The sequence below is a fragment of the Bacillus sp. NPDC057893 genome (assembly GCF_042796455.1).
Classification (GTDB): Bacteria; Bacillota; Bacilli; order Bacillales; family Bacillaceae_G; genus Bacillus_A.
The window spans coordinates 66384-89929 of the sequence record NZ_JBHVNG010000003.1; the positions used below are offsets into that span (position 1 = coordinate 66384).

At 35.0% G+C, this 23546-nt stretch carries 22 protein-coding genes; 9 read left to right on the plus strand and 13 right to left on the minus strand.

All coding sequences use genetic code 11. From position 1 onward, the window contains the following. The first annotated feature begins 190 nt into the window (after positions 1 to 190). Entirely contained in the window at positions 191 to 1882 is a 1692-nt protein-coding gene (locus tag ACFVQC_RS16225) for a methyl-accepting chemotaxis protein (RefSeq protein ID WP_377898694.1), read from the plus strand. A gap of 118 nt (positions 1883 to 2000) precedes the next feature. Next, positions 2001 to 2318, plus strand: coding sequence for a metal-sulfur cluster assembly factor (locus ACFVQC_RS16230; protein ID WP_000082521.1), 318 nt, complete (start codon positions 2001 to 2003; stop codon positions 2316 to 2318). 43 nt (positions 2319 to 2361) lie between these two features. Here the strand turns inward: ACFVQC_RS16230 and ACFVQC_RS16235 are convergent, their stop codons facing one another. From ACFVQC_RS16235 to ACFVQC_RS16265, 7 genes are all read right to left on the minus strand, one after another. Next, entirely contained in the window at positions 2362 to 4011 is a 1650-nt protein-coding gene (locus tag ACFVQC_RS16235) for a M4 family metallopeptidase (RefSeq protein ID WP_377889770.1), read from the minus strand. Positions 4012 to 4222: 211 nt separating this feature from the next. Beyond that, on the minus strand, positions 4223 to 4918 hold the full coding sequence (locus ACFVQC_RS16240) for a pirin family protein (RefSeq protein WP_377898695.1): 696 nt from the start codon (positions 4916 to 4918) through the stop codon (positions 4223 to 4225). Positions 4919 to 4968: 50 nt separating this feature from the next. Continuing rightward, positions 4969 to 5379 (minus strand): MarR family winged helix-turn-helix transcriptional regulator, encoded by a 411-nt coding sequence (locus tag ACFVQC_RS16245; protein ID WP_377898696.1) that lies wholly within the window; start codon positions 5377 to 5379, stop codon positions 4969 to 4971. A gap of 113 nt (positions 5380 to 5492) precedes the next feature. Further along, positions 5493 to 5927 carry a DUF3920 family protein gene (locus tag ACFVQC_RS16250; protein ID WP_377889776.1) on the minus strand — a complete coding sequence of 145 codons (435 nt, stop codon included), beginning with the start codon at positions 5925 to 5927 and terminating at the stop codon, positions 5493 to 5495. Between the two features lie 137 nt (positions 5928 to 6064). Then, positions 6065 to 6658 carry an undecaprenyl phosphate transporter UptA gene (gene uptA / locus ACFVQC_RS16255; protein WP_071748102.1) on the minus strand — a complete coding sequence of 198 codons (594 nt, stop codon included), beginning with the start codon at positions 6656 to 6658 and terminating at the stop codon, positions 6065 to 6067. Positions 6659 to 6739: 81 nt separating this feature from the next. Then, entirely contained in the window at positions 6740 to 7939 is a 1200-nt protein-coding gene (locus ACFVQC_RS16260) for a cation:proton antiporter (RefSeq protein WP_377889778.1), read from the minus strand. Further along, positions 7940 to 8437: a cation:proton antiporter regulatory subunit gene (locus tag ACFVQC_RS16265; protein ID WP_001026076.1), complete on the minus strand. Its 498-nt coding sequence runs from the start codon at positions 8435 to 8437 to the stop codon at positions 7940 to 7942. Between the two features lie 409 nt (positions 8438 to 8846). Here ACFVQC_RS16265 and ACFVQC_RS16270 point away from each other — a divergent pair, with 409 nt between their 5' ends. The 3 genes from ACFVQC_RS16270 (at position 8847) to ACFVQC_RS16280 (ending at position 11562) form a co-directional block, all read left to right on the plus strand. Then, positions 8847 to 10280 (plus strand): alanine/glycine:cation symporter family protein, encoded by a 1434-nt coding sequence (locus tag ACFVQC_RS16270; RefSeq protein WP_377898697.1) that lies wholly within the window; start codon positions 8847 to 8849, stop codon positions 10278 to 10280. A gap of 294 nt (positions 10281 to 10574) precedes the next feature. Beyond that, positions 10575 to 11015 (plus strand): Dps family protein, encoded by a 441-nt coding sequence (locus ACFVQC_RS16275; protein ID WP_377898698.1) that lies wholly within the window; start codon positions 10575 to 10577, stop codon positions 11013 to 11015. 349 nt (positions 11016 to 11364) lie between these two features. Beyond that, positions 11365 to 11562, plus strand: coding sequence for a hypothetical protein (locus tag ACFVQC_RS16280; protein WP_000656314.1), 198 nt, complete (start codon positions 11365 to 11367; stop codon positions 11560 to 11562). Between the two features lie 15 nt (positions 11563 to 11577). Here ACFVQC_RS16280 and ACFVQC_RS16285 read toward each other — a convergent pair whose 3' ends face one another. Together ACFVQC_RS16285 and ACFVQC_RS16290 are read right to left on the minus strand one after the other, a co-directional pair. Then, a complete protein-coding gene (locus ACFVQC_RS16285) occupies positions 11578 to 11859 on the minus strand; it encodes a hypothetical protein (protein WP_377898699.1) in 282 nt (93 codons plus the stop codon). A 118-nt stretch (positions 11860 to 11977) separates the two neighbouring features. Further along, a complete protein-coding gene (locus ACFVQC_RS16290) occupies positions 11978 to 12556 on the minus strand; it encodes an LOG family protein (RefSeq protein WP_483861740.1) in 579 nt (192 codons plus the stop codon). Positions 12557 to 12629: 73 nt separating this feature from the next. Between ACFVQC_RS16290 and ACFVQC_RS16295 the strand changes: the two genes are divergently transcribed. From ACFVQC_RS16295 to ACFVQC_RS16305, 3 genes are all read left to right on the plus strand, one after another. Then, positions 12630 to 12953, plus strand: coding sequence for a MazG nucleotide pyrophosphohydrolase domain-containing protein (locus tag ACFVQC_RS16295; protein ID WP_377898700.1), 324 nt, complete (start codon positions 12630 to 12632; stop codon positions 12951 to 12953). A 53-nt stretch (positions 12954 to 13006) separates the two neighbouring features. Continuing rightward, positions 13007 to 13513 carry a ferritin gene (locus ACFVQC_RS16300; RefSeq protein WP_002015996.1) on the plus strand — a complete coding sequence of 169 codons (507 nt, stop codon included), beginning with the start codon at positions 13007 to 13009 and terminating at the stop codon, positions 13511 to 13513. Positions 13514 to 13660: 147 nt separating this feature from the next. After that, a complete protein-coding gene (locus tag ACFVQC_RS16305; RefSeq protein WP_377898701.1) occupies positions 13661 to 14833 on the plus strand; it encodes a DUF418 domain-containing protein in 1173 nt (390 codons plus the stop codon). A 43-nt stretch (positions 14834 to 14876) separates the two neighbouring features. On the opposite strand, the gene ACFVQC_RS16310 is transcribed toward ACFVQC_RS16305, so the two are convergent. From ACFVQC_RS16310 to ACFVQC_RS16320, 3 genes are all read right to left on the minus strand, one after another. Further along, a complete protein-coding gene (locus tag ACFVQC_RS16310) occupies positions 14877 to 16058 on the minus strand; it encodes a NupC/NupG family nucleoside CNT transporter (RefSeq protein WP_016096573.1) in 1182 nt (393 codons plus the stop codon). Positions 16059 to 16409: 351 nt separating this feature from the next. Then, entirely contained in the window at positions 16410 to 17591 is a 1182-nt protein-coding gene (locus ACFVQC_RS16315) for a NupC/NupG family nucleoside CNT transporter (protein ID WP_219920795.1), read from the minus strand. A 300-nt stretch (positions 17592 to 17891) separates the two neighbouring features. Next, entirely contained in the window at positions 17892 to 19322 is a 1431-nt protein-coding gene (locus ACFVQC_RS16320) for an alanine/glycine:cation symporter family protein (RefSeq protein ID WP_377889793.1), read from the minus strand. Between the two features lie 301 nt (positions 19323 to 19623). Here ACFVQC_RS16320 and ACFVQC_RS16325 point away from each other — a divergent pair, with 301 nt between their 5' ends. After that, positions 19624 to 20262 carry an NAD(P)-dependent oxidoreductase gene (locus ACFVQC_RS16325; protein WP_377898702.1) on the plus strand — a complete coding sequence of 213 codons (639 nt, stop codon included), beginning with the start codon at positions 19624 to 19626 and terminating at the stop codon, positions 20260 to 20262. A gap of 45 nt (positions 20263 to 20307) precedes the next feature. Here ACFVQC_RS16325 and ACFVQC_RS16330 read toward each other — a convergent pair whose 3' ends face one another. After that, positions 20308 to 23490 (minus strand): putative mucin/carbohydrate-binding domain-containing protein, encoded by a 3183-nt coding sequence (locus ACFVQC_RS16330; protein ID WP_377898703.1) that lies wholly within the window; start codon positions 23488 to 23490, stop codon positions 20308 to 20310. Between the last annotated feature and the right edge of the window lie 56 nt (positions 23491 to 23546).

Consider the following 23546-nt stretch of genomic DNA (forward strand, 5'->3'; position numbering starts at 1 on the left):
GGGATTTCTTTTTTTAGCCCCTCTTTTTTACTTTAAAATATATCTTTCTCTCTCCCACTCTGTCTGCTATAATTCCTAAAGGAAATACGAAAGCTTTATTCTAACTTTAAATAGGAATAAGGCTTTCTTTTAAATTGTTATATAAAGTAATCCTAATACTAGAATTTCACAAAGGAGATTTTTCAATCATATGAATTTTATTAGCATTCGAAAAAAATTAATGTTCATGATGGGAACGATTTGCGCTTTATTTGGCATTGCCTTAGCTTTTATTCTATTCTTCGCTATTGATCAGACTCGTAAAGCTGAAGCATTGCAAAAAGAAATTTCGCCTCTTGCAACAGAGTTAAAAGAACGTGGAGACGCTTATCAAGTACAACTTTCTGCTTTAAGAGGTTATTTACTGCAACATGATCAAGTTGAATTAGACAAGTTTCATGAAATGAGTAAACGTCTTGAGGATTCAAAAGATAAGCTTCTTTCTAATCCTAATATTTCTCAGCAAGTAAAAGATACAATGCAATTAGGTTCTACATGGAGACAATTTATTGATGATAAAGTAGTTACTCTTGCAAAAGAACAAAAGTGGGAAGAAGCATTACAAGTTGCTTCTTCAGAAAATGGCACTGTTTATAAAGTTATTGGTGATTTCACAAACTATAGCAACGAACAAGCTAAGTTACGTGATCAATCCATTGAAAAAATTGACCAATCATCACTACTAATTGAATACGTTGTATTCTTATCACTTGTTATATGTATTGTCGTTGCAATTATTCTTGCATGGTGGTTCTCTGGTAAACTTGTAAAACCAATTCAGCAAATTGATACTAAACTAAAAGAGTTATCTTCCCAAGAGGGTGACCTAACAGCTCGTCTACAAGTAAATAGCAATGACGAGATCGGTGCAATTGCAACATCATTTAATAAAATGTTAGAAAACCTACAACATATCATTAATCGTGTTCAAAAAACTTCTGTGGAAGTACAAAATGCTTCTGAAAACATGCTAGAAAAGACTAATACATCACGCGAGGCAACAATACGAGTTCAAAGCTCGATGTCCAATTTAAATGCAAGCATTCAATCGCAAACTTCTAGTATGGAAGAAAGCTCGACTGCAATGGATGATATGGCAATGAGTGTTCAGCGTATTGCTGAATCAGCTTCTTCTGTAGCCGAACTTGCTGTAGCTACATCTGAACATGCTAACGACGGAAGTACTGTAATCCAAAAATCGATTTCACAAATGACCACGATACATGAAGCTGTGAATGCTACATCAGAAGTAGTCGAACGTCTAATCACTCACACAAAATATATTGATACAGCTGTACAATCTATTTCTAATATCGCTGAACAAACAAATCTACTTGCATTAAATGCTTCTATTGAAGCTGCTCGTGCCGGCGAACAAGGAAAAGGATTTGCTGTCGTAGCTGATGAAGTTCGTAAACTTGCTGAACAATCAAAAACAGCGGCAAAGGATATTAACCAATTGCTGCATCAAATTCAAAATGACACAAAAACTGCTAGCTCTATGATGGCTCAAGGTCGTTCCGAAGCATTTGAAGGTATTAACGTCATCCGTGATGCCGGCTCTTCTTTCACAACAATCGTTGGTCAAGTGAATAAAGTGTCTACTCAAATGCAAGACATATCAGCAACTGCTGAAGAAATGGCCGCAAGTGCTGAAGAAATGAATGCTTCACTTAATAACATCACTTCAATTTCTAATGAAGTTTCAAGTGAGACTGCCGCAACAGCACAATCTGCTGGGAAGAAAGTCCTTGTTATGAATGAAATGACAAAAACTGCAAAAGAAATGAAACAAACAGTTGAAGAATTAGATGAACTCGTATCTCATTTTAAAACTGAATAGCTTTTTTAAAAATATTCCTCTTCCAAGAGGAATATTTTTTTGAGCTCATTTCCTGCACATTATACATATATCCGTTATAATGAGAATCGATATCATTAATATTTAGGGGGTGCTACACATGTCACAACAAGCATTTGAAGAAAAGTTATATGCGAACTTAGAAGCTGTTATTGACCCTGAATTAGGTGTTGATATTATCAATCTTGGATTAGTTTATGACGTTACAGCAGATGAAAATAATAATGCTGTCATTACAATGACGATGACTTCTATCGGTTGTCCAATGGCTGGTCAAATCGTATCCGACGTTAAGAAAGTATTATCAACGAACGTACCTGAAGTAAATGAAATAGAAGTAAATGTTGTATGGAATCCACCATGGTCGAAAGAACGCATGTCACGTATGGCGAAAATCGCATTAGGTATTCGTGATTAAATAAGGAAAAGACCTGACAATCCAGTCAGGTCTTTTTCTCTTATTATTTTACTCCTACAGCATCATAAGCTTTCGTTACAGCTTGTACAGCTTTAGAGTTTTTACCGTATAAATCCTCTGCTGATTGAAGTGCAGCTTGGCGCATCATTTTAAAGTCAGAGTTTGCAGTTAAATATTTAGTAAGAGCACGGTAGTAAATTTTTTCTGTTGCTTCACGGCCAACACCAACAACTTTCACACCGTAATGAGTGCCGCCCTCAGATACTAAATATGCTGCTTTATTATTGATGCTACTGTTAATATGAACGCCGCCATTATCAGCTGTTCCAGTATAACGTTTATTGTAATGATCTGGGTAACCTTCACCAGGTTTTAATGGATTCGGAATAGATGCTGGATCTTTCAGAGATCGAAGTGCATCTCCAGGTTTACCAGGTGTATAAATATCGGCACCTAAATCCCAGCTCTTCTTTTCAACCATGACACCCATGATATCAGATATCGATTCATTTAACGCTCCTGATTCATTTTTATATACAAGGTTTGCTGTATGTTCAGTTACAGCATGCGTTAATTCGTGGCCAATAACATCTAGCCCTGCTGATAATGGAATGAATGTCTTACCATCTCCATCACCATACATCATTTGCACACCGTTCCACGCTGCGTTATTCCAAGATTCACCTACGTGAACAGCAGAAATAAGTTTCGCACCTTTATCATCGAAAGAGTTACGGTTAAATGTCTTTTTATAATAATCATATACTTTTCCTGCATTCACATGCGCATCTACTGCCGCTTTATCTTCGAAGAACTTAGATTTACTTGCAATTTCTTCTCCTGTATATCCAAGAATTTGTGAGAATAAATTAAACCAGTCTTCGTTCATATTCTCTGCATCAAATGTATGGACACCTTGTCCTCGTGTACCATCAAATAAGTTGAACGCTCCTGTTTTCGTATCTTGAGCAATTTCAAATGATTGTCTAGCCCCTAATACTCCGTAACCAAATCCAGTAATGTTATCTACAGCATTATATTTCTCAATAACATTCCCATTTGTTGCATCAACAAAATAATGCCAATATCCTGGTGCTGGTTTAGAAATTGATGCTTTAACGAGGTATGCAAGATAGTACTTTCCATCTTTTTCATAAACAAATAAATCTTTTTTCACACCATCATAATTCTTTACTTTACCAATTTCTTTCTCAATATCAGCTTTTGCGATCGTTTCTGCTTGTTCCGCACTAATACTTGCAGATGCAGGAATATTTTTATCTTCTAAATTCGGAATAACTTGTCCGAAAAATGCTTTTACATTATTCTCTTTATCAAGCGTAACCGTTTGATCTGAGCCATACACAGGAATGTTATTATGCTTCTCAACTAACTTCACATGTGTTGTACCAGATTCAGCATCTTTTTCTTCACCAACGACATTAAAATGTTTATCAATATTTCCTGCTAGTTTAAACATATCTTTCTTGCTCTCTAAATATTGAAATACTGTCTCTTTTTTATCTAGGCCTTCTGGTGCTTTCCACTCTTCACCTATGTAAGCTGGTGTTTTAAACTCTTGGTGATACTGGATTTTTTGCTCTTCCGCTTGTGTTTTTGTTGCTCCAAACGCCCCAAATCCCCCAATAATAACGGATAACGCTAATGCTGATGAAACTGCTTGCTTTTTCAATCTAACACTCCCCATTCCCCTAAAAGTTTTTGACACCTTTATAAAATTCTAAATAACCAAGCAAATACCTTTTTCTAAAAATTGAGAAAATTTTTTCTGATAATTCAACTCACCAAAAAGAGGACATCGTTTTTCTATGTCCTCTTTCCTATAACTTTTCATTCCGCTATTTATATGCTGGGAAAACACCAATGATTAAAGTTTCACTTTATTACATTTTCATTTCAATTGCTAAATAGTGAGATTTTTCTTTCGCTTGAATATGAATATCTTCTTCTACAGCCTCCGCTGCATCACGCATTACAAGTGTTTCACCGTTTACAACGCTGCTACCTTCAATTTGTACAAGGTATAATTGACGTCCTTCTTTAACAGGAAAATGAATTTCTTTACCAGCCTCTAATGATAAAGAATATAAATTTGCATCTTGGTGAATATGAATTGGTGCATCTCCATCAGAAGGAGATACCATATGGAACCACTCATTTTCACGTTTACTCCAATCAAATTTAAACTCACCATAGTTCGGCTTATGACCATCGCGGTCTGGTAAAATCCAAATTTGCAATAAACGTAATGTTTCATTTCCTAAGTTATGCTCACTGTGAAATACACCAGTACCTGCACTCATATATTGAACATGCCCACGCTCAATTGTCCCTCGGTTCCCCATACTATCTTCATGTGTTAATTCACCATCTATAACGTAAGAGATAATCTCCATATCACGGTGCGGATGCATATCAAAACCAGTTTGTGCCGCTATTAAATCATCATTCATAACACGTACTGCTCCAAAATTCATGTTGTTTGGATTATAATAATTTGCAAAAGAAAAATGAAAATGTGTATTTAACCAACCGTGATTTGCTCTTCCCATATTTTTATGATCAACTTTTCTAAACATATCCTTCACCTCATATTATCTTGAAATCGAGATATTTATTTTTAATTTTATCACTGCAACTTCTTCAGTAATTCTAATAATTGTTTTTGTTCTTCTCTATTTAACTTATCAAATTTCTCTGCTTGAAATGTTTCTTGCGGCGGGACTATTTCTTCATATAGAACCTTTCCCTCTTCTGTTAATGAAATATATTTCGTGGTACCTTCTTGGTCACGCTGAATCCAATCGAGTTGCTCCATCTTATTTAAAAGTTGAGTAACATTTCCTTTCGTAACAAATAACTTATTTCCAAGCTCTTGCTGCGTTAAACGATCGTGTCCTCCAACTTGAACTAATACATCAAACTGAGCAGCAGATACATTCCACTTTTTCAAATGCTGATTCGTCTCACGAATACTTCTATTATAAAAGCGTGATAAACGAAACCATAATAGTAATCCAAGTCTTTCCTCTGCTTTCATTCCATCACCTCGCTCATTTGATACTATTAGTTTAGAACTAAACTTAATAAAGGTCAAATACTTATTTTTCATTAGCAACAAATAAAAGCACAGTGATTTTTCTCCACTATGCTTCAGCTTAAATTTCTATTTTTATATTCATCTAGCTTCCTCTCCGCGAAATGCCTCGCATCTTTCTCGATCCATCTTTCTTCGTATCGTTCATGTCCAACATGTAGTACATCGTCCTTATGCTGCATCGCATGCCTGAATTCATGCAATAGCGTTTTGAGCACTTGCTCATACTCTTCCCACATACAGACGAAAATTAATTGTTTTTCTTTATGATAAAAACCACCTACCGGGAATAAAAACTCCTCTTCTTCTTCTCCTAATGATAAAAGTACATGATTCGCATCACACGTATCACAAAAAATAACTGGCGTTGCACTTACTTCAATAAGAGAAAACAAATCATTTCTTAACTTTTTGACATCCCAAGGAAGCTCCGAATCCAACACATACCAATTCTCAACTTGTTGATATACATTTTGAAACTGGAGTTCCATTTTTCTATAATCCCCTTCCCAAACTCCCTTTTCCTATATGTATGCCACAATATGGTAAATATTAAACGTACTCTTTGCCCTTTGAAAAATGACAATAAAAAAAGGAACCTATGTCGGCATAGATTCCTTTTCCGTAATCACTTTTTTTTCATCATTTTTTTGAGTACAAAATAACCAAGTGCGCAAACAATAGCAGCAAGTGCAAAATATTTCACATATGGCCCAGCTACTTTATTAATACTTTCCCACTCTGTTCCTAATTTAAAGCCTAAATATACAAACACAATTGACCATGGAATAACAGCTAGTGTAGTTAGCGTAATAAACTTAGCATGTGACATTTTCGCAATACCGGCTGGTATCGAAATAGCATGACGCACAACAGGAATAAAACGCGCTGTAAAAATAACACCAGTTCCGTAACGATTAAACCACGCTTCAGCATAATCAATATGTTTCTTCTGAATCAAAATATATTTTCCATATCGCTCTAGAACAGGTCTTCCTCCATATCGACCGATCCAATAAATGAATAGTTGTGCGATTACACCACCAATTGTACCGAACGCGACAGCACCCCAAAATGTAATGCTTCCTGTTGATACTAAATAACCTGCATAAGATAATACGATTTCACTTGGGATAACCTCTAGCATTAATCCAAGCATAATTCCCCAATAACCAAGTCCTTCTAGAAAAACTAAAACTGAATGAATCAACTCTCCTAACATCATTTACCTCTCTTTACTGTTTTCATTGCAAAAAATAAAAGTACAAGCAGTAAATATCTTGTACTTTTATTTTTTAAAAATTTATCTAGTCTTCGTATCCCACTTAAAGATTTTATTTAAAAATTTATATACATTCTTTGATTCTTTCGTTAGAAGCGGACCTAAAATGGATAGTATCAGCACATATAGTGCTGAGAATGGTTTCAATACCGACATTAAACCACCCGCGATACCGATATTAGCCATAATAATTGAGAATTCTCCCCTTGAAACGATTGTCAATCCAATATTTGTTGATGCTTTATGAGATAATCCAGCTTGTCGTCCTGCAATCATCCCTGCTACGAAGTTTCCGATTATCGTCAGAAGTACAGCACCTAACGTTAACCATATTGCTCCGCCCAATGAGAATGGATCAATACTTAATCCGAAACTGAAGAAGAAGATAGCTCCGAAAAAGTCTCTAAATGGAACAACAAGATGTTCGATTCGATCACTGTGCTCTGTTTCAGAGAAAACTAAACCTAAAAGAAGTGCTCCGATTGCTTCTGCAACATGAATTGTTTCTGAAAAACCAGCGATAAAGAACAACGAAGCAAATACTACAATAATAAAGATTTCATCGGAACTAATATTGAGCAATCTATTTAATAACGGCGTAGCCTTTCTAGCTACTACGAAGAATAGAAGCATATATCCTAAAGCAATTCCAATTGAAGTGAGGGCACCTAAGAACGAAGCATGATCCCCAAGGACTAAGCCAGAAACTACTGATAAATATACAGCAAGGAATATATCTTCAAACATAATAATTCCTAATATTAATTCGGTCTCATTATTACCAGTTCTTCTTAAATCCACTAACACTTTAGCAACGATGGCACTAGAAGAAATCGTAATAATACCCGCAATAATTAAGATTTCAAGTAAGGGGAAGCCCATTATAAATCCATATAATAATCCAAGTGAAAAGTTAATTAAAATATAAATTGTTCCGCCAATCGCAATAGAACGTCCAGATTTAATTAGTTTTTTCATCGAAAACTCTAGGCCTAGATAGAACAGAAGGAACAGAACTCCAATCCTTCCAAGGAAGGAAATTACACTTGCACTTTCAATAAATTTGAGATCGATAACACCTATTGTCGGCGCATGCGGTCCCACTAACATGCCAAGAACAATTAGAAAAGGTATTACTGAGAATTTAAACTTTCCAGCGATTACTGCCGCAATTGCTACTAAAACTAAAGCTGTACCAACTTCAAAAATTAAAGTATCCATCTAGTCAGTCCCCCTATTCGAAAGTAACTCATTAATAATTTTTTTAATTTCTTCTCTCTCACCCGAAACTACAAGCATATCTCCTTCTTCAATTACTGTTTCTGGTCCTGGATTAAATAGCTTTTTCATATTCTTTTTCATAACTGCAATGATCGTTACGCTATATGTTTTTCTTATTTCAAGATCACCGATTGTTTTTCCGATTGCTGGAGCTGTATTCTCTACTTTAAACCACTCAATCGCTAAACCTTCAAAGACCATTTCAACATTTTCTAATGCTCTAGGCTTGTATACCATTCCACCTAATATTGCTGCAATTTGTCTTGCCTCTGAGTCACGTAATGAAATACTTGAGATGCTTTCTTCATGGTCTGAATCAAAATGATACATTTCTCTACGCCCATCATCATGAATGACAATCACCATCTTTTCGTTACCTTTCGTAACGATTTGAAATTTGTAACCAATACCCGGAAGTTCACTTTCTCTAATATTCATATTTAGCTCCTCCACAACGATTTTTATTTGAATTTTCTGTTTTTCCGTCTTTTATTCATCAAATCAATTTTAGAAATTCTAACCATTCAGGATACCTGTGATTTGGAAATCTTTTATTGTAATAATAAGTGGCTCCTAAAAAGATACTTAAAGATGTAATGATAAAAAATAAATTACTTCTCATTTTCAAACTCTTAAGACTTACTTTCAATAAAGATTCTTCTTTCAAATTATCCCCTCTTTTTCGCTTTAAATTTAGTTTTTTAAAATGTAAATAATTCTAAAAATATTACGATGTAACATAATCATAACACAAAATACGTTTAAGTAACATAATTTTTTAGAAAAATTGATTCTGGTATATTTTTTGCATATAATTTTCTTATTACGAAAAAAGGAAGTGTATTATATGGTTGATATCTTTAGCAGATTCCTTGAGGTAACGAATAATATTTTATGGTCATATATTCTTATTGCAATGTTAATCGGCTTCGGTCTTTATTTCTCTTTCAAATTAAAATTTGTCCAAATTACTCATTTCGGTGAGATGGTCAGTTTAATTAGTAAAGGATTTAATCGAAAAGAAAAAAAGAAAGATAGCATCTCTCCATTCCAAGCATTTTGCTTAAGTGCAGCAGCACGTATTGGTATCGGGAACTTAGCTGGTGTAGCATTAGCCATTTCAATGGGTGGACCTGGCGCAATATTTTGGATGTGGTTTATCGCTATCCTTGGAGCAGCTACTAGTTTTGTGGAATGTACGCTCGCGCAAATTTATAAAGTAAAAGATGGAAGCAGATTCCGTGGTGGACCAGCATATTACATGGAAAAAGGGTTAAACAAACGCTGGATGGGTGTTTGGTTTTCACTTCTTATTACAGTTGCGTACGGATTAATTTTCAATTCTGTACAAGCAAACACGGTAACAATAGCATTTGAAAATGCTTTTGGACTAGAGCGAACGATCGTAGGAGCTCTATTAGCTTTATTAGTTGCAGTTATTATTTTTGGTGGTATCAAGAGCATTTCACGTATTACAGAAATGATTGTTCCTCCAATGGCGATTGTTTATATTGGTGTGGCTATTTTTGTCGTTATTAACAACTTCAATATGTTACCAAGCATTTTTACAGAAATATTTAACAGCGCATTTGGTTTAGACCAAGCTATCGCTGGTGGTATTGGAGCAGCAATCAAATTCGGAATTCAGCGCGGTTTATTCGCGACAGAAGCAGGTATGGGTAGCTCTCCTAATGCAGCAGCAACATCAGATGTATCTCACCCTGTAAAACAAGGACTTGTTCAAGCATTAGGTGTTTTCGTAGATACATTCTTAGTATGTACATCAACAGCGTTTATCGTATTATGTTCTGGACTCTACAAAGGATCGAATTTAGAAGGTATTGAATTAACACAACAAGCATTAAGTTCACAAATTGGACCGTGGGCAAGCACGTTCTTAGCGATTATTATTTTCCTATTCGCTTTCAGTTCTTTACTAGGAAACTACTATTATGGTGAAACAAATATCGCATTCATTAAAGAAAGCAAAACATGGTTACTGATTTATCGTGTTGCAGTTGTCGGAATGGTGTTCTTCGGATCTATCGCTGCCCTTCAAACGGTTTGGAGTTTAGCTGATTTCTTTATGGGACTAATGGTATTTACAAACTTAATTGCCATCTCATTCCTTAGCAAGTTCGCCTATGCGGCATTAGTAGACTATATAAAGCAAAAGAAACAAGGAAAAGATCCTGTTTTCATTGCAAGTTCTATCCCTGGCTTAAAGAATACAGAGTGTTGGGATGGACAGGATGTAGAAGAAAAGAAACAGGCTGTTTAAAAAATAAAAGCGGAGGCGGCTCATTCAGAACAGGAGGATGTTGGAACCCCTGATTCCGAGGCGCTCTTTGCCTCGAATGAAGGAGTGAAACAACCGACTGTTCTAGCCGCTGGAGCTATATATCAAATAAAAATCCCTATTACTTCACAGTAATAGGGATTTTTTATTTACAACAGTTCATAATTTGTTCAAATTAATTCCAGCAAAAGGGTTGATTTATACAAATTACTAGATTATAATAATTATAAATTAGTAATTTATATAACATAATAACTCAAGAGGAGATTGATCATAATGAACAAACAAGTAATCGAAGCATTAAACAAACAAGTAGCAAACTGGAGCGTTTTATTTACAAAACTACACAACTTCCATTGGTACGTAAAAGGACCTCAATTCTTCACACTACATGAAAAATTTGAAGAGCTTTACACAGAATCAGCTACTCACATCGATGAAATCGCAGAACGCATTTTAGCAATTGACGGTAAACCAGTAGCAACAATGAAAGAATACTTAGAACTATCTTCTATTCAAGAAGCAGCTTACGGAGAAACTGCAGAAGGGATGGTCGAAGCAATTATGAAAGACTACGAAATGATGCTACGCGAACTGAAAAAAGGCATGGAAATCGCTCAAAATTCTGATGACGAAATGACATCTGACCTACTACTAGGCATCTACACAGAACTAGAAAAACACGCTTGGATGCTACGTGCATTCTTGAATCAATAATATATTTAAAAGCGGAGGTGGCTCGTTCAGAGTCGCTTTTTTCTATGAGGTTGCCGCGCATGAAAGTACATGAAAGTATATCAGCGATTTCCCAATTATATCGGCGATTCCATCAAATATATCGGCGATTTTTTCATTATATCGACCGTTTCATCAAATATATCAGCGATTTTTCAATTATATCGACTTACCGACAAAACACGACAATATTAACACACCTCTCCCCTACTTTTATCAATATATTACAATCTCTTTTATGTTAAAATATAGGAAACACCCTTTAGTAATTAGATCCAAAAAAGCTTTTCCAAGTTCATCATTTACGACTTAAATGACGGGAGTGGTTCAGTTGAAAGACTACTTAATTAGAGCATTTTTTGCGTTAATAACAGTTGGGATTCTCTTACTCATAGCTAATATTTTCAACATACGTGTCGAGGTTAAAGACTATGCTTTCCTCGTTGTTGTAGCAATTGGTGGCGGCTGGGGTGGCTGGTACCTGTATAAAAAACAAAGTAATCAAAGTGATAAAGGCATTCCGAAGTAATATGGAATGCCTTTTTTATTGCCGTTTATAATAAATAATAAAATTCAAGCCGCTAATACAGCCAATCGCAATAAACATGCAAAATGATTGTGGATCTCCACTTAGACTATACTCATCAACGATAAACCCAGACATAAACAATGTTATCGCGGAAACACCGATACACATTATCGAAATAAACCAAAGCGAAAACTCATTAATCAGCTCTTTCTTCTGTCTTAAAACAATTAGCATAACCAAAATAGACGCTGCTAAAATACTTTTAAAAACAGGACGTAAATACACAAACTCCTCCATCTATTTCCCTTTTCCAAAAACGTTATATATAAATATTAAAATATTTAACTAACTTAAAAACACATGCCTTTTTACGATAAAAAAGACATGTGTTTCTATAAATCGCTATAAAAATGTACTATGATAATTGCTTCCACTTCGTCCCCAAGACAGGACGCTTGTAATTTTGGATTTCATGAATTAGTTTATCTGCCGTCTCAGCGGAAACGATTAACTCTTTATTCGATGGATTCATAAAGCCTTCTTCTGCTGCCCGTTCAACCATTTGCAAAATTGGTCCGTAAAAGTCTTTAATGTTCAATAAACCAATCGGCTTATTATGTATACCAATTTGTGACCAACATACAACTTCAAATAGTTCTTCAAAAGTTCCATATCCGCCTGGTAGTGCAATGAAAGCATCCGCAAGCTCTGCCATTTTCGCCTTGCGCTCATGCATTGTTTCTACTTCAATTAATTCTGTTAATCCTGTATGTACGATTTCTCCTCGAAATAGACCGCGCGGCATAACACCTGTTACACGTCCACCTAAACGAAGAACTTCGTTTGCCACTTCTCCCATTAATCCAACGCATGAACCACCGTATACGAGCTCATAGTCGTTCTCAACAAACATTTTGCCTAATTCCATTGCCTGCTCTTTAAATTCTGGTCTCTCCCCTAAATTGGAACCTGCAAACACACAAATCTTTCTCATTCCTACACCCCGAAACTATATATTGTTATGATACAATTGACATTGTACAACATATTGAAGGGATGAGGAAGAAATGGATATCGTTGCATTTCAAAGATGGGTTGAGGAATTTTACGAAAAACGAAGCTGGTCGCAGTATGATTCCTTTATTCGCTTAAATTTCTTAACTGAAGAAGTTGGGGAAGTTTCACGAGTTGTTCGCGCAATTGAAATCGGCCGCGATCGTCCTGATGAAGATGCGAAAACAGAAGAAGAGCTAAAACAAGAACTAAAAGAAGAACTTGGTGATGTACTATCTAACCTTATTGTTCTTTCACAAAAATATGATTTAGATTTACAAGACATTATGGAAACACACGTCACAAAGCTTTCAAAAAGGTTCGAAACATCTAAATGAGAACATTATCAATTGTGATATAATGTTCTTGTCAAAATAATAAGGGGGATTTTATGTTATCTAAAAAATTGCACGACGCACTAAATGAACAAATGAATTTTGAATTTTACTCTGCCCACGCTTATATGGCAATGGCTGCTTACTGTACAGCGGAAAGCTACGATGGATTCGCTAACTTTTTCCTTGTACAAGCTGAAGAAGAACGTTTCCACGCAATGAAGCTTTACAACTATATTAATGACCGCGGCGAGCGCGCTATTATTACTGGATTTGATCATCCTAATAACGAATACGAATCTGTATTAAATGCTTTTGAAGTCGCACTTGAACACGAGCGTGAAGTAACGAAACGTATTTATCACTTATCTGATATCGCTTGGGATGAGCGTGAGCACGCAACAATTACATTCTTAAAATGGTTCGTGGATGAGCAAGTAGAAGAAGAAGCTTCATTCGATAGCATCATTCAAAAATTAAAACGTATTACAAGCGATTCAAATGCACTATTTATGCTAGATGCTGAATTAGAGAAGCGTACATTTACGCCTCCAGCTGAGTAATATTGTAATCACCTTAATGAGTGTATTAAGGTGATTTTTTATTTTCTCTCTAGCTTAAAATCACCTTAAATTTCCTCGGATTTGACATAGAAACAGTAAATAAATGGTATTATTTTCAATATAAAACAATATAAGAGGAGAGAAAAAATGAACCAACGTGTAGAATTTGTTGACGCCATTCGTGGTTTCGCTTTATTTGGCATTTTGCTTGTTAATATAACATTAATTCAATTCGGATTATTCGCTAATGAAAAACCCACTTATATTTTCGGAAAACTCGATGAAAGTGCTAATTGGTTTATTCAATTTTTCGGCACACAGAATTTTATTTCCCTATTCTCTTTTTTATTTGGGCTTAGCATTATTTTGTTACAAAAAAGTATTATTGCAAAAGGAAAAAAATTCTTCCCGACATATATAAGGCGTATTATCATTCTTTTACTACTAGGCTACATTCACGGCACTTTTGTTTGGGAGGGAGATATTTTATTTGCCTACGGGATTGTCGGGATTTTCTTAATGATGTTCATCAATCGAAAACCAAAAACGTTACTCATTTGGGCATCCATTTTATTAGCACTCATTATGTTCGCATCTTATCAATCTGAACCAACATCAAACACATTCAATGATGTCGCACCTTATATTGAAAAAGAGCATAAAGTTCATGAAACTGGAAGCTATATGGATCATATCAACTTTAGATTAACTGAAAATCCTTTTGATTACATGGGAATTAACGGTGTCTTCGGATTAGTTATCTTGTCAATTTTCGCATTAATTTTTATGTCTCCACTCTTCTTACTCGGCATGTACGTAGGAAAAAAGGGGTGGTTATTTGAAATTGATAAACATATGTCTGCTGTCAAAAAAATATGGCTTATTACTGGTATTTTTTCTTTTACAATCAAAATTTTAACCATGTTCGTAAAACATCCGATTTTAATTATGTTACAAGATGGCCTTACACCCGTAACCATGACCTTCCTTTACGGAAGCACAATTACTTTATTGTTCCATTACAAAAAAGCATCGCGCTTACTAACATACATGGCGAACATGGGAAAAATGTCAGTTAGTAATTACTTAGCACAATCTATTATTGCAACAACCATTTTTTACGCATATGGGTTTGGCTTATACGGTAAAATCGGCTATTTCTTCGGTATTCTTTTAACCATTGGAATTTATACGATTCAATTATTCGTTAGTACCTATTGGCTACAGAAATACCGAATGGGGCCTGTAGAATATGTGTGGAGACTGGGAACTTATTTAAAAAGACCACGATTTAAAAAAGACTTGGATAAAGCAAGTTAAACAAAAAAGCAATGAGCCTACGCTCATTGCTTTTCTTAATTTATTAAAGCATAACCCCAACGATAATCGCTGATAATATACTTACTAACGTTGCACCGTATACAAGTTTTAGTCCGAATGATGATACAACATTTGCTTGTTTGCCATCGATACTCTTCGTTGCACCTGCGATAATTCCGATAGATGAGAAGTTCGCAAATGATACAAGGAAGATTGATAAAATACCTACTGTACGGGCTGATAACTCACCAGCTACTTTTCCTAGATCAAGCATCGCAACAAATTCGTTCGTTACTAATTTCGTTGCCATAATTTGTCCCGCTGTTAGCATCTCTGATGTTGGAATACCCATTACAAATGCTAATGGTGAGAAGATATATCCTAAAATGCTTTGGAATGTGATTCCGAAAATAGAATCGAACACACCGTTAATTGCTGTAATTAATGCCACGAAACCAATTAACATTGCCGCTACTGTTACAGCGATAGAGAAACCTAGCATAATATATTCGCCTAACATTTCAAAGAATGTTTGTTTCTTATCTTCTTGTAATTCTAAAATATCGTCTTCTTCGTTTACGTCATATGGATTAATGATATGAACGATAATGAATCCACTAAATAAGTTTAGTACAAGTGCTGTTACTACATATTTCGGATCAATCATTTTCATATAAGAACCAACGATTGACATTGATACTGTTGACATTGATGATGCACAAAGTGTATATAAACGATTTTTCGGTAATTTGCTTAGTTGATCTTTTACTGTAATAAATACTTCACCTTGACCAACAATTGCAGCTGCTACCGCGTTGTATGATTCTAATCTTCCTAAACCGTTAATTTTACTTAATACGAAACCGACTGCACGAATGATAATCGGTAAAACTTTAATATGTTGTAAGATCCCGATTAATACTGCTAAGAAAATAATTGGTAATAATACTGTTAAGAAGAATGGTGCTTGTCCGTCATTTGCTAGCCCACCAAATACGAAATTAACCCCTGCTTCCGCAAATTTTAAAATAGCGCCAAATCCATCTGCAATCCCTTTTACTAACACAAATCCGATCTTTGTATTTAGTAAGAAATACGCAAGTACCAATTGAATGACAAGCATAAGTGCAATTGGCTTATATTTAATTTTCTTACGATCTGAACTTATAAGGAAACCTAGTACAAACACTACAAGTAAACCGACTAGAAACATTACTATTTTCATATGTGAATCCTCCACTTCTCTCACGAGTTATTGGTCGTATAACGTATAACGAATGACGTCTGACCATTGATGTTAAAAAAATTTAAAACCCCTAAATATTATTCAACTGTTATCTAAAATCAGTAAGCGTTTACATAAATTGCAATTTATAAAAGGTAGCCTCTTCTCTCCTACCATACTTGAAAGTCTGAAATTGATACCACCTACAAATCAAATTGTAAGCGCTAACTAATTGAAATGCAATATAAATTTTAAAATATTTTTATATGTTAATATATTCCTAATCAATTGGGTTTTTTATGTAAATTTACCATAAAAAATAGCCCTAGCTATGAGCTAGGACCACCCTTTTTATAACATAACACCAACGATAATCGCTGATAAAAGACTTACTAATGTCGCACCGTATACAAGTCGTAATCCGAATGATGAAACAACGTTTGATTGGTTTTCATCGATTCCTTTCGTTGCACCTGCGATAATTCCGATAGATGAGAAGTTCGCAAATGATACGAGGAATACAGAAAGAATACCGACTGTACGAGCTGATAACTCACCAGCTACTTTTCCTAGATCAAGCATCGCAACAAATTCATTCGATACTAATTTCGTTGCCATAATTTGTCCCGCCGTTACCATTTCTGATTGCGGGATACCCATTACGAATGCTAATGGTGAGAAGATATATCCTAAAATAGCTTGGAATGTAATGCCGAACACTGAATCAAACAAGCTATTGATTGCTGTAATTAATGCTACGAAACCAAGTAACATCGCTGCTACTGTAATCGCAATCGTGAAACCAAGCATAATATATTCGCTTAACATTTCAAAGAATGACTGCTTTTTCTTATTTTCTAACTGCAATGTATCTTCTTCTTCCGTAATATCATACGGATTAATAAGATGAATAATAATGAAACCACTAAATAAATTTAATACAAGTGCTGTTACTACATATTTTGGCTCAATCATTTTCATATAAGAACCAACGATTGACATCGATACTGTCGACATTGAAGATGCACATAGTGTATATAAACGATGTTTTGGGATTTTACTTAATTGATCTTTTACTGTAATGAATACTTCTGCTTGCCCAACAATCGCAGCTGCTACCGCATTATAAGATTCTAATTTCCCTAAACCATTTACCTTACTTAACAAAGTACCAATAGCACGAATAAATATCGGTAAAATTTTAAAATGCTGCAGAATTCCGATTAATACCGCAAAGAATACGATTGGCAATAATGCCGTTAAGAAGAATGAAACTTCTCCTTTATTAACAAGGCCTCCAAATACGAAAACGATTCCAGCTTCCGCATATCCAAGAAGCGCTCCAAATCCATCAGAAATTCCTTTTACTAAAATATAACCAACTTGCGTATTTAATAAGAAATATGATAATACCAACTGAATAACAAGCATAACCATAATTGGTTTATACTTAATCTTCTTTCGATCGGCACTTATAAGAAAACCGAGTACGAATACAACGAGTAATCCTACCAGAAACATAACAAACTTCATTAATAAAATCCTCCATTTAACTCTTCTTTAATGTTGAACGTCTGACCATTAGAAATGAGAAATAATCCGAACTTTCCCTTTATCACTAAAAATATAAAAATGAATATAAAAATCCGTCTAATCTCTTATTCCAAAGCCATTAATCATTCTAACACAAATTACAACTCACATCTGCATTTTTCTAAAAAAAATACATTTTATTATAAAACTCTCATTAATGTTCGTCTTTTACCTCTCTCCCTTAGTTTATTGCTATAAAAAAACGAGCATCAAATTTCTTTGATGCTCGTTCCTTTTTTATTATACAGCTTTTTCTTTATCTGCTACTGCTGGCTTGTCCCAGCACTCTGTGTTCGTTAAACCAGGGATAGAATCTGCACTGAAGACTGGATCTTTTCCTTGTTTCTTTTGTTTCACATAGTCCGCTAATGCTGCATACGCAAATCGGCCAAGAAGTGTAATCGCAATTAAGTTTGTGATTACCATTAGACCCATAAATAAGTCTGCCATATTCCATACAACTTGAAGTGTCGCAACAGAGCCGAATAGTACCATTCCAACTACCGCAAGACGATAAATCGTTAACCAAGTTTTACTTTGTTTAATAAATTCAATATTCGTTTCACCATAATAGTAGTTTCCTAGAAGTGAACTGAAAGCAAATAAGAAAATAATAATAGCTAAGAAGCCGCTTGCCCACGAACCAATCTGTGAACTTAGCGCAACTTGCGTTAATTCAATACCTTCTAAATTTGTTGCTTTATATGCACCAGAACATAGTACGATAAATGCTGTTGATGTACATACTAAGAATGTATCTACTAAAACTCCAATTGTTTGAATAAAACCTTGTTTCGCTGGATGCGTTACGTCAGCTGTTGCTGCCGCGTTCGGCGCACTACCCATACCTGCTTCGTTCGCAAATAATCCGCGCTGAATACCATATTTCATCGCAGCACCAATACCGCCACCTACAGCTGAATCTAAACCGAATGCACCTTTAAAGATTTCTGTAAACATATCCGGTATTAAATAATAATTTTTAATAACAACGAACACAGCTACTGCAATATAAATAATTGCCATCGGCGGAACAATCATTTCTGACATACGCGCAATACTTTTCACACCACCAAAAATAATAACCGCAACTAACACCGCAAGTACAATCCCTACAACATAACGCTCAATACCAAATGCATTTTTAAATGCTAATGTCACTGTATTTGCTTGTACTGAGTTAAAAATTAAACCGTAACTAATTGTGATCAGAATAGAGAACCAAATCCCCATCCAACGTTTATTTAAACCTTTTTCCATATAATAAGCAGGACCACCACGGAAGCCACTGCCATCTTTTATTTTATAAATTTGTGCAAGCGTACTTTCTACGAAACTTGAAGATGCTCCAATAATCGCAATAACCCACATCCAAAATACAGCTCCAGGTCCTCCCATAGAGATAGCTAGCGCTACACCAGCTAAGTTCCCGATACCAATACGAGCTGCTGAACTCATACAAAATGCTTGGAATGACGATACACTTCCCTTTTTACGTGTCTTTCCAGTTAAGCCATCACCCATTAGTCGAACCATTTCCCCTAAATGAGTAATTTGTACGAATTTCAATTTAATAGAAAAATAAAGCCCTAAGCCGATTAACATTGCAATAAGAATATATGACCAAAGAATCGTATTCATTGATGAAACGAACTGTTCTAAAATATTCATACAATTAGTCCCCTCCCTTTTTTCTTCATAAATTGAATTATATTTAAAAAATATTCAAAAATCAACATTTTTCGACAGGATATTGCTTCCATGTGTTAGATTTTATAACATGATCATGTTATTTGTTATGTTTTATGACTTTGTATTTATAAAATGCACATACTAAAACAATAAATAATCCATTGACAAAAAAGCCAACCTGTAACTATAATGATTACATCAGGTTGTAACAAACCTAATTACACCAAATTCATTCATTTTCACATATACACTTTAACAAAACACTTTGGAGGGATTTATTATGAAAATCGGAATTATCGGAGCAGCTGGTAAAGCTGGAAGTCGTATTTTAAAAGAAGCATTAAATCGTGGACATGAAGTTACTGCAATCGTAAGAGACGCTGCAAAAATTACAGACCAAAACGTAAAAATTTTAGAAAAAGATGTATTCTCTCTTACATCTAACGACCTAGGAACATTTGATGTAGTTGTAAATGCATTCGGCGCTCCAGCAGGACAAGAACATCTTCATGTAGATGCAGGAAACGTACTTATTGAAGCTGTGAAAGGTGCACCTAATACAAAATTACTTGTAGTTGGCGGAGCTGGAAGCTTATTTGTAGACGAAGAGAAAACAACACGTGTATTTGATACACCAGGTTTCCCAAATGAATACCTTGCAACAGCTCAAAACCAAGGTAAAAACTTAGAAATTCTTCAACAAACAAGTGACATCACTTGGACATTCATCAGCCCTTCTGCACTATTCGCATTAGGAAAACGCACTGGCTCTTACAAAGCTGGCAAAGACAACCTTCTTGTTAACTCAAAAGGTGATAGCTACGTAAGTTACGAAGACTTTGCAGTTGCAGCACTTGATGAAATCGAAACTCCAAAACACGTAAACGAACGCTTCACAGTAGTTTCAGAAGCTGAGTAATATAAAAAAAATGCGCGTAGATCCAATATCTACGCGCATTTTTTATTACAATGTTCCCTTTACTAGCTCTAATCCACTTTGAGTGATTTTAAATACAACTTCTGTTGAAGCTACTTGTTCTGCTAACTCATTCTTTTTATACCATTTCAGACGACTTGGTTCTGCATGATACACTTTTACAACATCCCCATACTCAAATGGAGTACCATTTACTTGTTCTGCAAAATTCTTTGAAGTCTCTTGTCCTTCTGCTGTTACATGCTTTTTCTCATTTCCATTTTGATCATAAATCGCAAGACCTATATATTTTTCATTCTCAAAACGATAATGAATTGTATCATCGGTAAATGTTGCATGTAATTTCTTTTCGTCATGATTTAACGTAACAATAGAACGTGTAACATTGGACACACCTTGATATACTATGCTATCCCCATATGTTACTTCCACAGGAACTTCTGTCACTTTCTTATTTCCGAAACGATCTTTCGTTTCTACTTTTACTTTTTGTTCTCCGATTTTTGTTGTACTAGGTTTTTCCACAAAACCAACTACTTCTCCACCTTTTACTTGAACAAAGTTTTTTGCATCTAATTTTTCAGCGTCTGTTCCGATTGTCACTTTTTGTGGTACTGCTGTTACTTCTTGTAAGCTTTCCAGTTTTTCAAAACCTTTTTCCGTTATTTTAAAGTACAACTCTTGTTCCACGTTCCCTTTACCGTTACCTACAAACTCATTCTTTTGATACCACTTTAATCGATTTGATTCTGCATGATATACCTTAATAACATCACCATATGCGAAGTCTACACCATTCAACTGTTCTGCAAAACTTTCAGAAGTCTCTTGCCCTTCTACCGAAATAACTTTCTTTTCATTTCCATTTTGATCATATAGCGTGATTCCCATATATTTTTCATTCTCAAAACGATAATGAACTTTAGAATCCGTAAATGTTGCCTGTAGCTTTTTCGTATTATGATCCGCAGTTACGACAGAACGCGTTTTATTACCATCACCTTGGAAGACTAAACTATCGCCATACATTACTTCCAATGGCACTTCTGTCACTTTCTTATTTCCAAAACGATCTTTCGTTTCTACTTTTACTTTTTGTTCACCGATTTTTGTTGTATTCGGTTTTTCTACAAATCCGATTACTTCTCCATCTTTCACTTGAACAAAATCTTTTGCTTCTAATCTTTCAGCATCTGTTCCGATTACTACTTTTTGCGGTACTACTGTTACTTCTTGTTGAGCTTCCATTCTCTCAAAGCCCTTTTCTGTTACTTTAAATAATAATTCTTCCTCTACCTTCGCCCTACCTTGGCCGATAAAGTTATTATTTTGATACCAATTAAAGCGATCTGATTCTGCGTGATACACTTTTACAACGTCACCATACTCGAACTCTAACCCATTAATCGATTTTGCGAATTCTTCCGCATTTTCAACACCTTTTACAGTTGCTTTCTTTTTCTCATTTCCATTTGGATCTAGTAATGTGAATTCAAAATACGCATCTTCTTTAAAATAATAATGCACTTGATTAGAATCAGCTGTCGCACTAAACTTTTTCTGATCGTGTTGCAGTGTTACAATCGATTTAATATCAGTACTATAATTGAGCCCTTTGAATACTAAGCTATCACCATAACCAACATTTACTACAACAGGAATTAAATTTTTATTCCCTTTTTCATCTATAATTTCTACTTTTACAGTTTTTTCTCCAACTTCAGGCTTATCTTGCATAATCACACCTGTTGTTTTTACACCTTCTCCTAAATTCTGTACAAGTTCTTTTGCTTTTTTCTCATCATATGTAGTACCAATTACTACATTTTGTATTTTTTCATTATTTGGCTCGCCATATGGAATTTCATATAACTCAGTTTGTTTTTCACGAATTGGATTGCTATCTGTAGATAACCAAACTTCCTTTTCTAATTTTGGTAAATTTAATTTTTCAATCTTCTCTCTAGTATCATCATTTGGAATTATTCCCCATTTATCAAAGAAAGGAATTAAATTTTGCCCAGCTACTTTTGACGTCATGTAAATAAACATCTGCTTTTTCTCTTCATCAGATTTAGGCATTTCTGTATCATGTAACATACGATACATTTGATGTAATTTCGGATAGAACTGGTCTCCATAAGCTAAATGCAACTGCCAAAACATAACTAATTTTTCGAATTCATTCATCTTCTCTTGCGCATTCGGTTTACCTAGATAAGCAAATGCGGCTTCATAACGATTTTCTTGCTCTAACCTTGTTTTATGTCCAAATGCAGTTTGAACTGCTAAAGAATAAATGTTAACGGTTACTTCTCCAAGCCCCTCCCATAACCAAGTGTCCTGTTGATGTTGATGCCCCACTTCATGCCAAGGTCCCCATCCATCAGCAGTTAACTCTTCTAGATTTAGTACTGACTCTAAATTCCCTTTACTATAAGCTGTTCGATAATAAGTCGCATACATATAATTGTCCGTATACCAGTCTTCAACATAATGAATGGAATGTTTGCCTTGATTCGCAACACCCACACCATCTTTTGATAAACCCGATATCTTATGCTCTATATTAATTATTTCATCATGTTTCTTTAATAACGCAGCTGGATCTTCTTGCTTCAAATGTTCCGCCACAGTCTCAGGATGCATAGTTAATAAACTATTTTCCCCTTTCATTTCGATTGCATATGGATTCGGTGGTTCCTTCAACATACGTTTCCAATCTTCTGGCGTATGTTTACCTAAAATAAATAAAGGATTTGGTATACCACCTTTTTTTACTTTAGCAACTACTTCTCCTGTGTTGTGATAATTATAAAAGTATAATAGCCCTCCATTCGGAGAAGAAATTTTATTTTCACCAGGATTTAAATTGAATTGTTTAGGTTCTTCTTTTTCATAAGAATATGTGCCAATATAAGCTTTAATCTTTTGATTCCCGTCTACTTGAATAACTACTTCTTCACCTGGCTTTACATAAATACCAGTTGGTTCATAGGGAGAAAAACTCATTCGACGCTGATGCAACTCACGCATCTCATCTACATCACCTTTTGGCAGCAATTTATACACTCGCTCTTCTTGGTGTTTCTCCTTACCTTCAATCGTCATCTCTGCATACGCTTTAGGCACTTCAAGACCATATGGTGCTAATAACGCAGCTAAACAAACACCAGCTACTAATACCCTACTCTTCTTTTTCTTCGACATAATCTGTGTCCCCTATTCTTTTTGTAATGCAAACCATCATAGATATATTTATTTAC

Bases quoted from the DNA above. Each gene is read 5' to 3' on its own strand.
- ACFVQC_RS16225 (WP_377898694.1), top strand. From the start codon at position 191: ATGAATTTTATTAGCATTCGAAAAAAATTAATGTTCATGATGGGAACG.
- ACFVQC_RS16230 (WP_000082521.1), top strand. From the start codon at position 2,001: ATGTCACAACAAGCATTTGAAGAAAAGTTATATGCGAACTTAGAAGCT.
- ACFVQC_RS16240 (WP_377898695.1), bottom strand. From the start codon at position 4,918: ATGTTTAGAAAAGTTGATCATAAAAATATGGGAAGAGCAAATCACGGT.
- ACFVQC_RS16245 (WP_377898696.1), bottom strand. From the start codon at position 5,379: ATGAAAGCAGAGGAAAGACTTGGATTACTATTATGGTTTCGTTTATCA.
- ACFVQC_RS16250 (WP_377889776.1), bottom strand. From the start codon at position 5,927: ATGGAACTCCAGTTTCAAAATGTATATCAACAAGTTGAGAATTGGTAT.
- uptA (WP_071748102.1), bottom strand. From the start codon at position 6,658: ATGTTAGGAGAGTTGATTCATTCAGTTTTAGTTTTTCTAGAAGGACTT.
- ACFVQC_RS16260 (WP_377889778.1), bottom strand. From the start codon at position 7,939: ATGGATACTTTAATTTTTGAAGTTGGTACAGCTTTAGTTTTAGTAGCA.
- ACFVQC_RS16265 (WP_001026076.1), bottom strand. From the start codon at position 8,437: ATGAATATTAGAGAAAGTGAACTTCCGGGTATTGGTTACAAATTTCAA.
- ACFVQC_RS16270 (WP_377898697.1), top strand. From the start codon at position 8,847: ATGGTTGATATCTTTAGCAGATTCCTTGAGGTAACGAATAATATTTTA.
- ACFVQC_RS16275 (WP_377898698.1), top strand. From the start codon at position 10,575: ATGAACAAACAAGTAATCGAAGCATTAAACAAACAAGTAGCAAACTGG.
- ACFVQC_RS16285 (WP_377898699.1), bottom strand. From the start codon at position 11,859: ATGGAGGAGTTTGTGTATTTACGTCCTGTTTTTAAAAGTATTTTAGCA.
- ACFVQC_RS16290 (WP_483861740.1), bottom strand. From the start codon at position 12,556: ATGAGAAAGATTTGTGTGTTTGCAGGTTCCAATTTAGGGGAGAGACCA.
- ACFVQC_RS16295 (WP_377898700.1), top strand. From the start codon at position 12,630: ATGGATATCGTTGCATTTCAAAGATGGGTTGAGGAATTTTACGAAAAA.
- ACFVQC_RS16300 (WP_002015996.1), top strand. From the start codon at position 13,007: ATGTTATCTAAAAAATTGCACGACGCACTAAATGAACAAATGAATTTT.
- ACFVQC_RS16305 (WP_377898701.1), top strand. From the start codon at position 13,661: ATGAACCAACGTGTAGAATTTGTTGACGCCATTCGTGGTTTCGCTTTA.
- ACFVQC_RS16310 (WP_016096573.1), bottom strand. From the start codon at position 16,058: ATGAAAATAGTAATGTTTCTAGTCGGTTTACTTGTAGTGTTTGTACTA.
- ACFVQC_RS16315 (WP_219920795.1), bottom strand. From the start codon at position 17,591: ATGAAGTTTGTTATGTTTCTGGTAGGATTACTCGTTGTATTCGTACTC.
- ACFVQC_RS16320 (WP_377889793.1), bottom strand. From the start codon at position 19,322: ATGAATATTTTAGAACAGTTCGTTTCATCAATGAATACGATTCTTTGG.
- ACFVQC_RS16325 (WP_377898702.1), top strand. From the start codon at position 19,624: ATGAAAATCGGAATTATCGGAGCAGCTGGTAAAGCTGGAAGTCGTATT.
- ACFVQC_RS16330 (WP_377898703.1), bottom strand. From the start codon at position 23,490: ATGTCGAAGAAAAAGAAGAGTAGGGTATTAGTAGCTGGTGTTTGTTTA.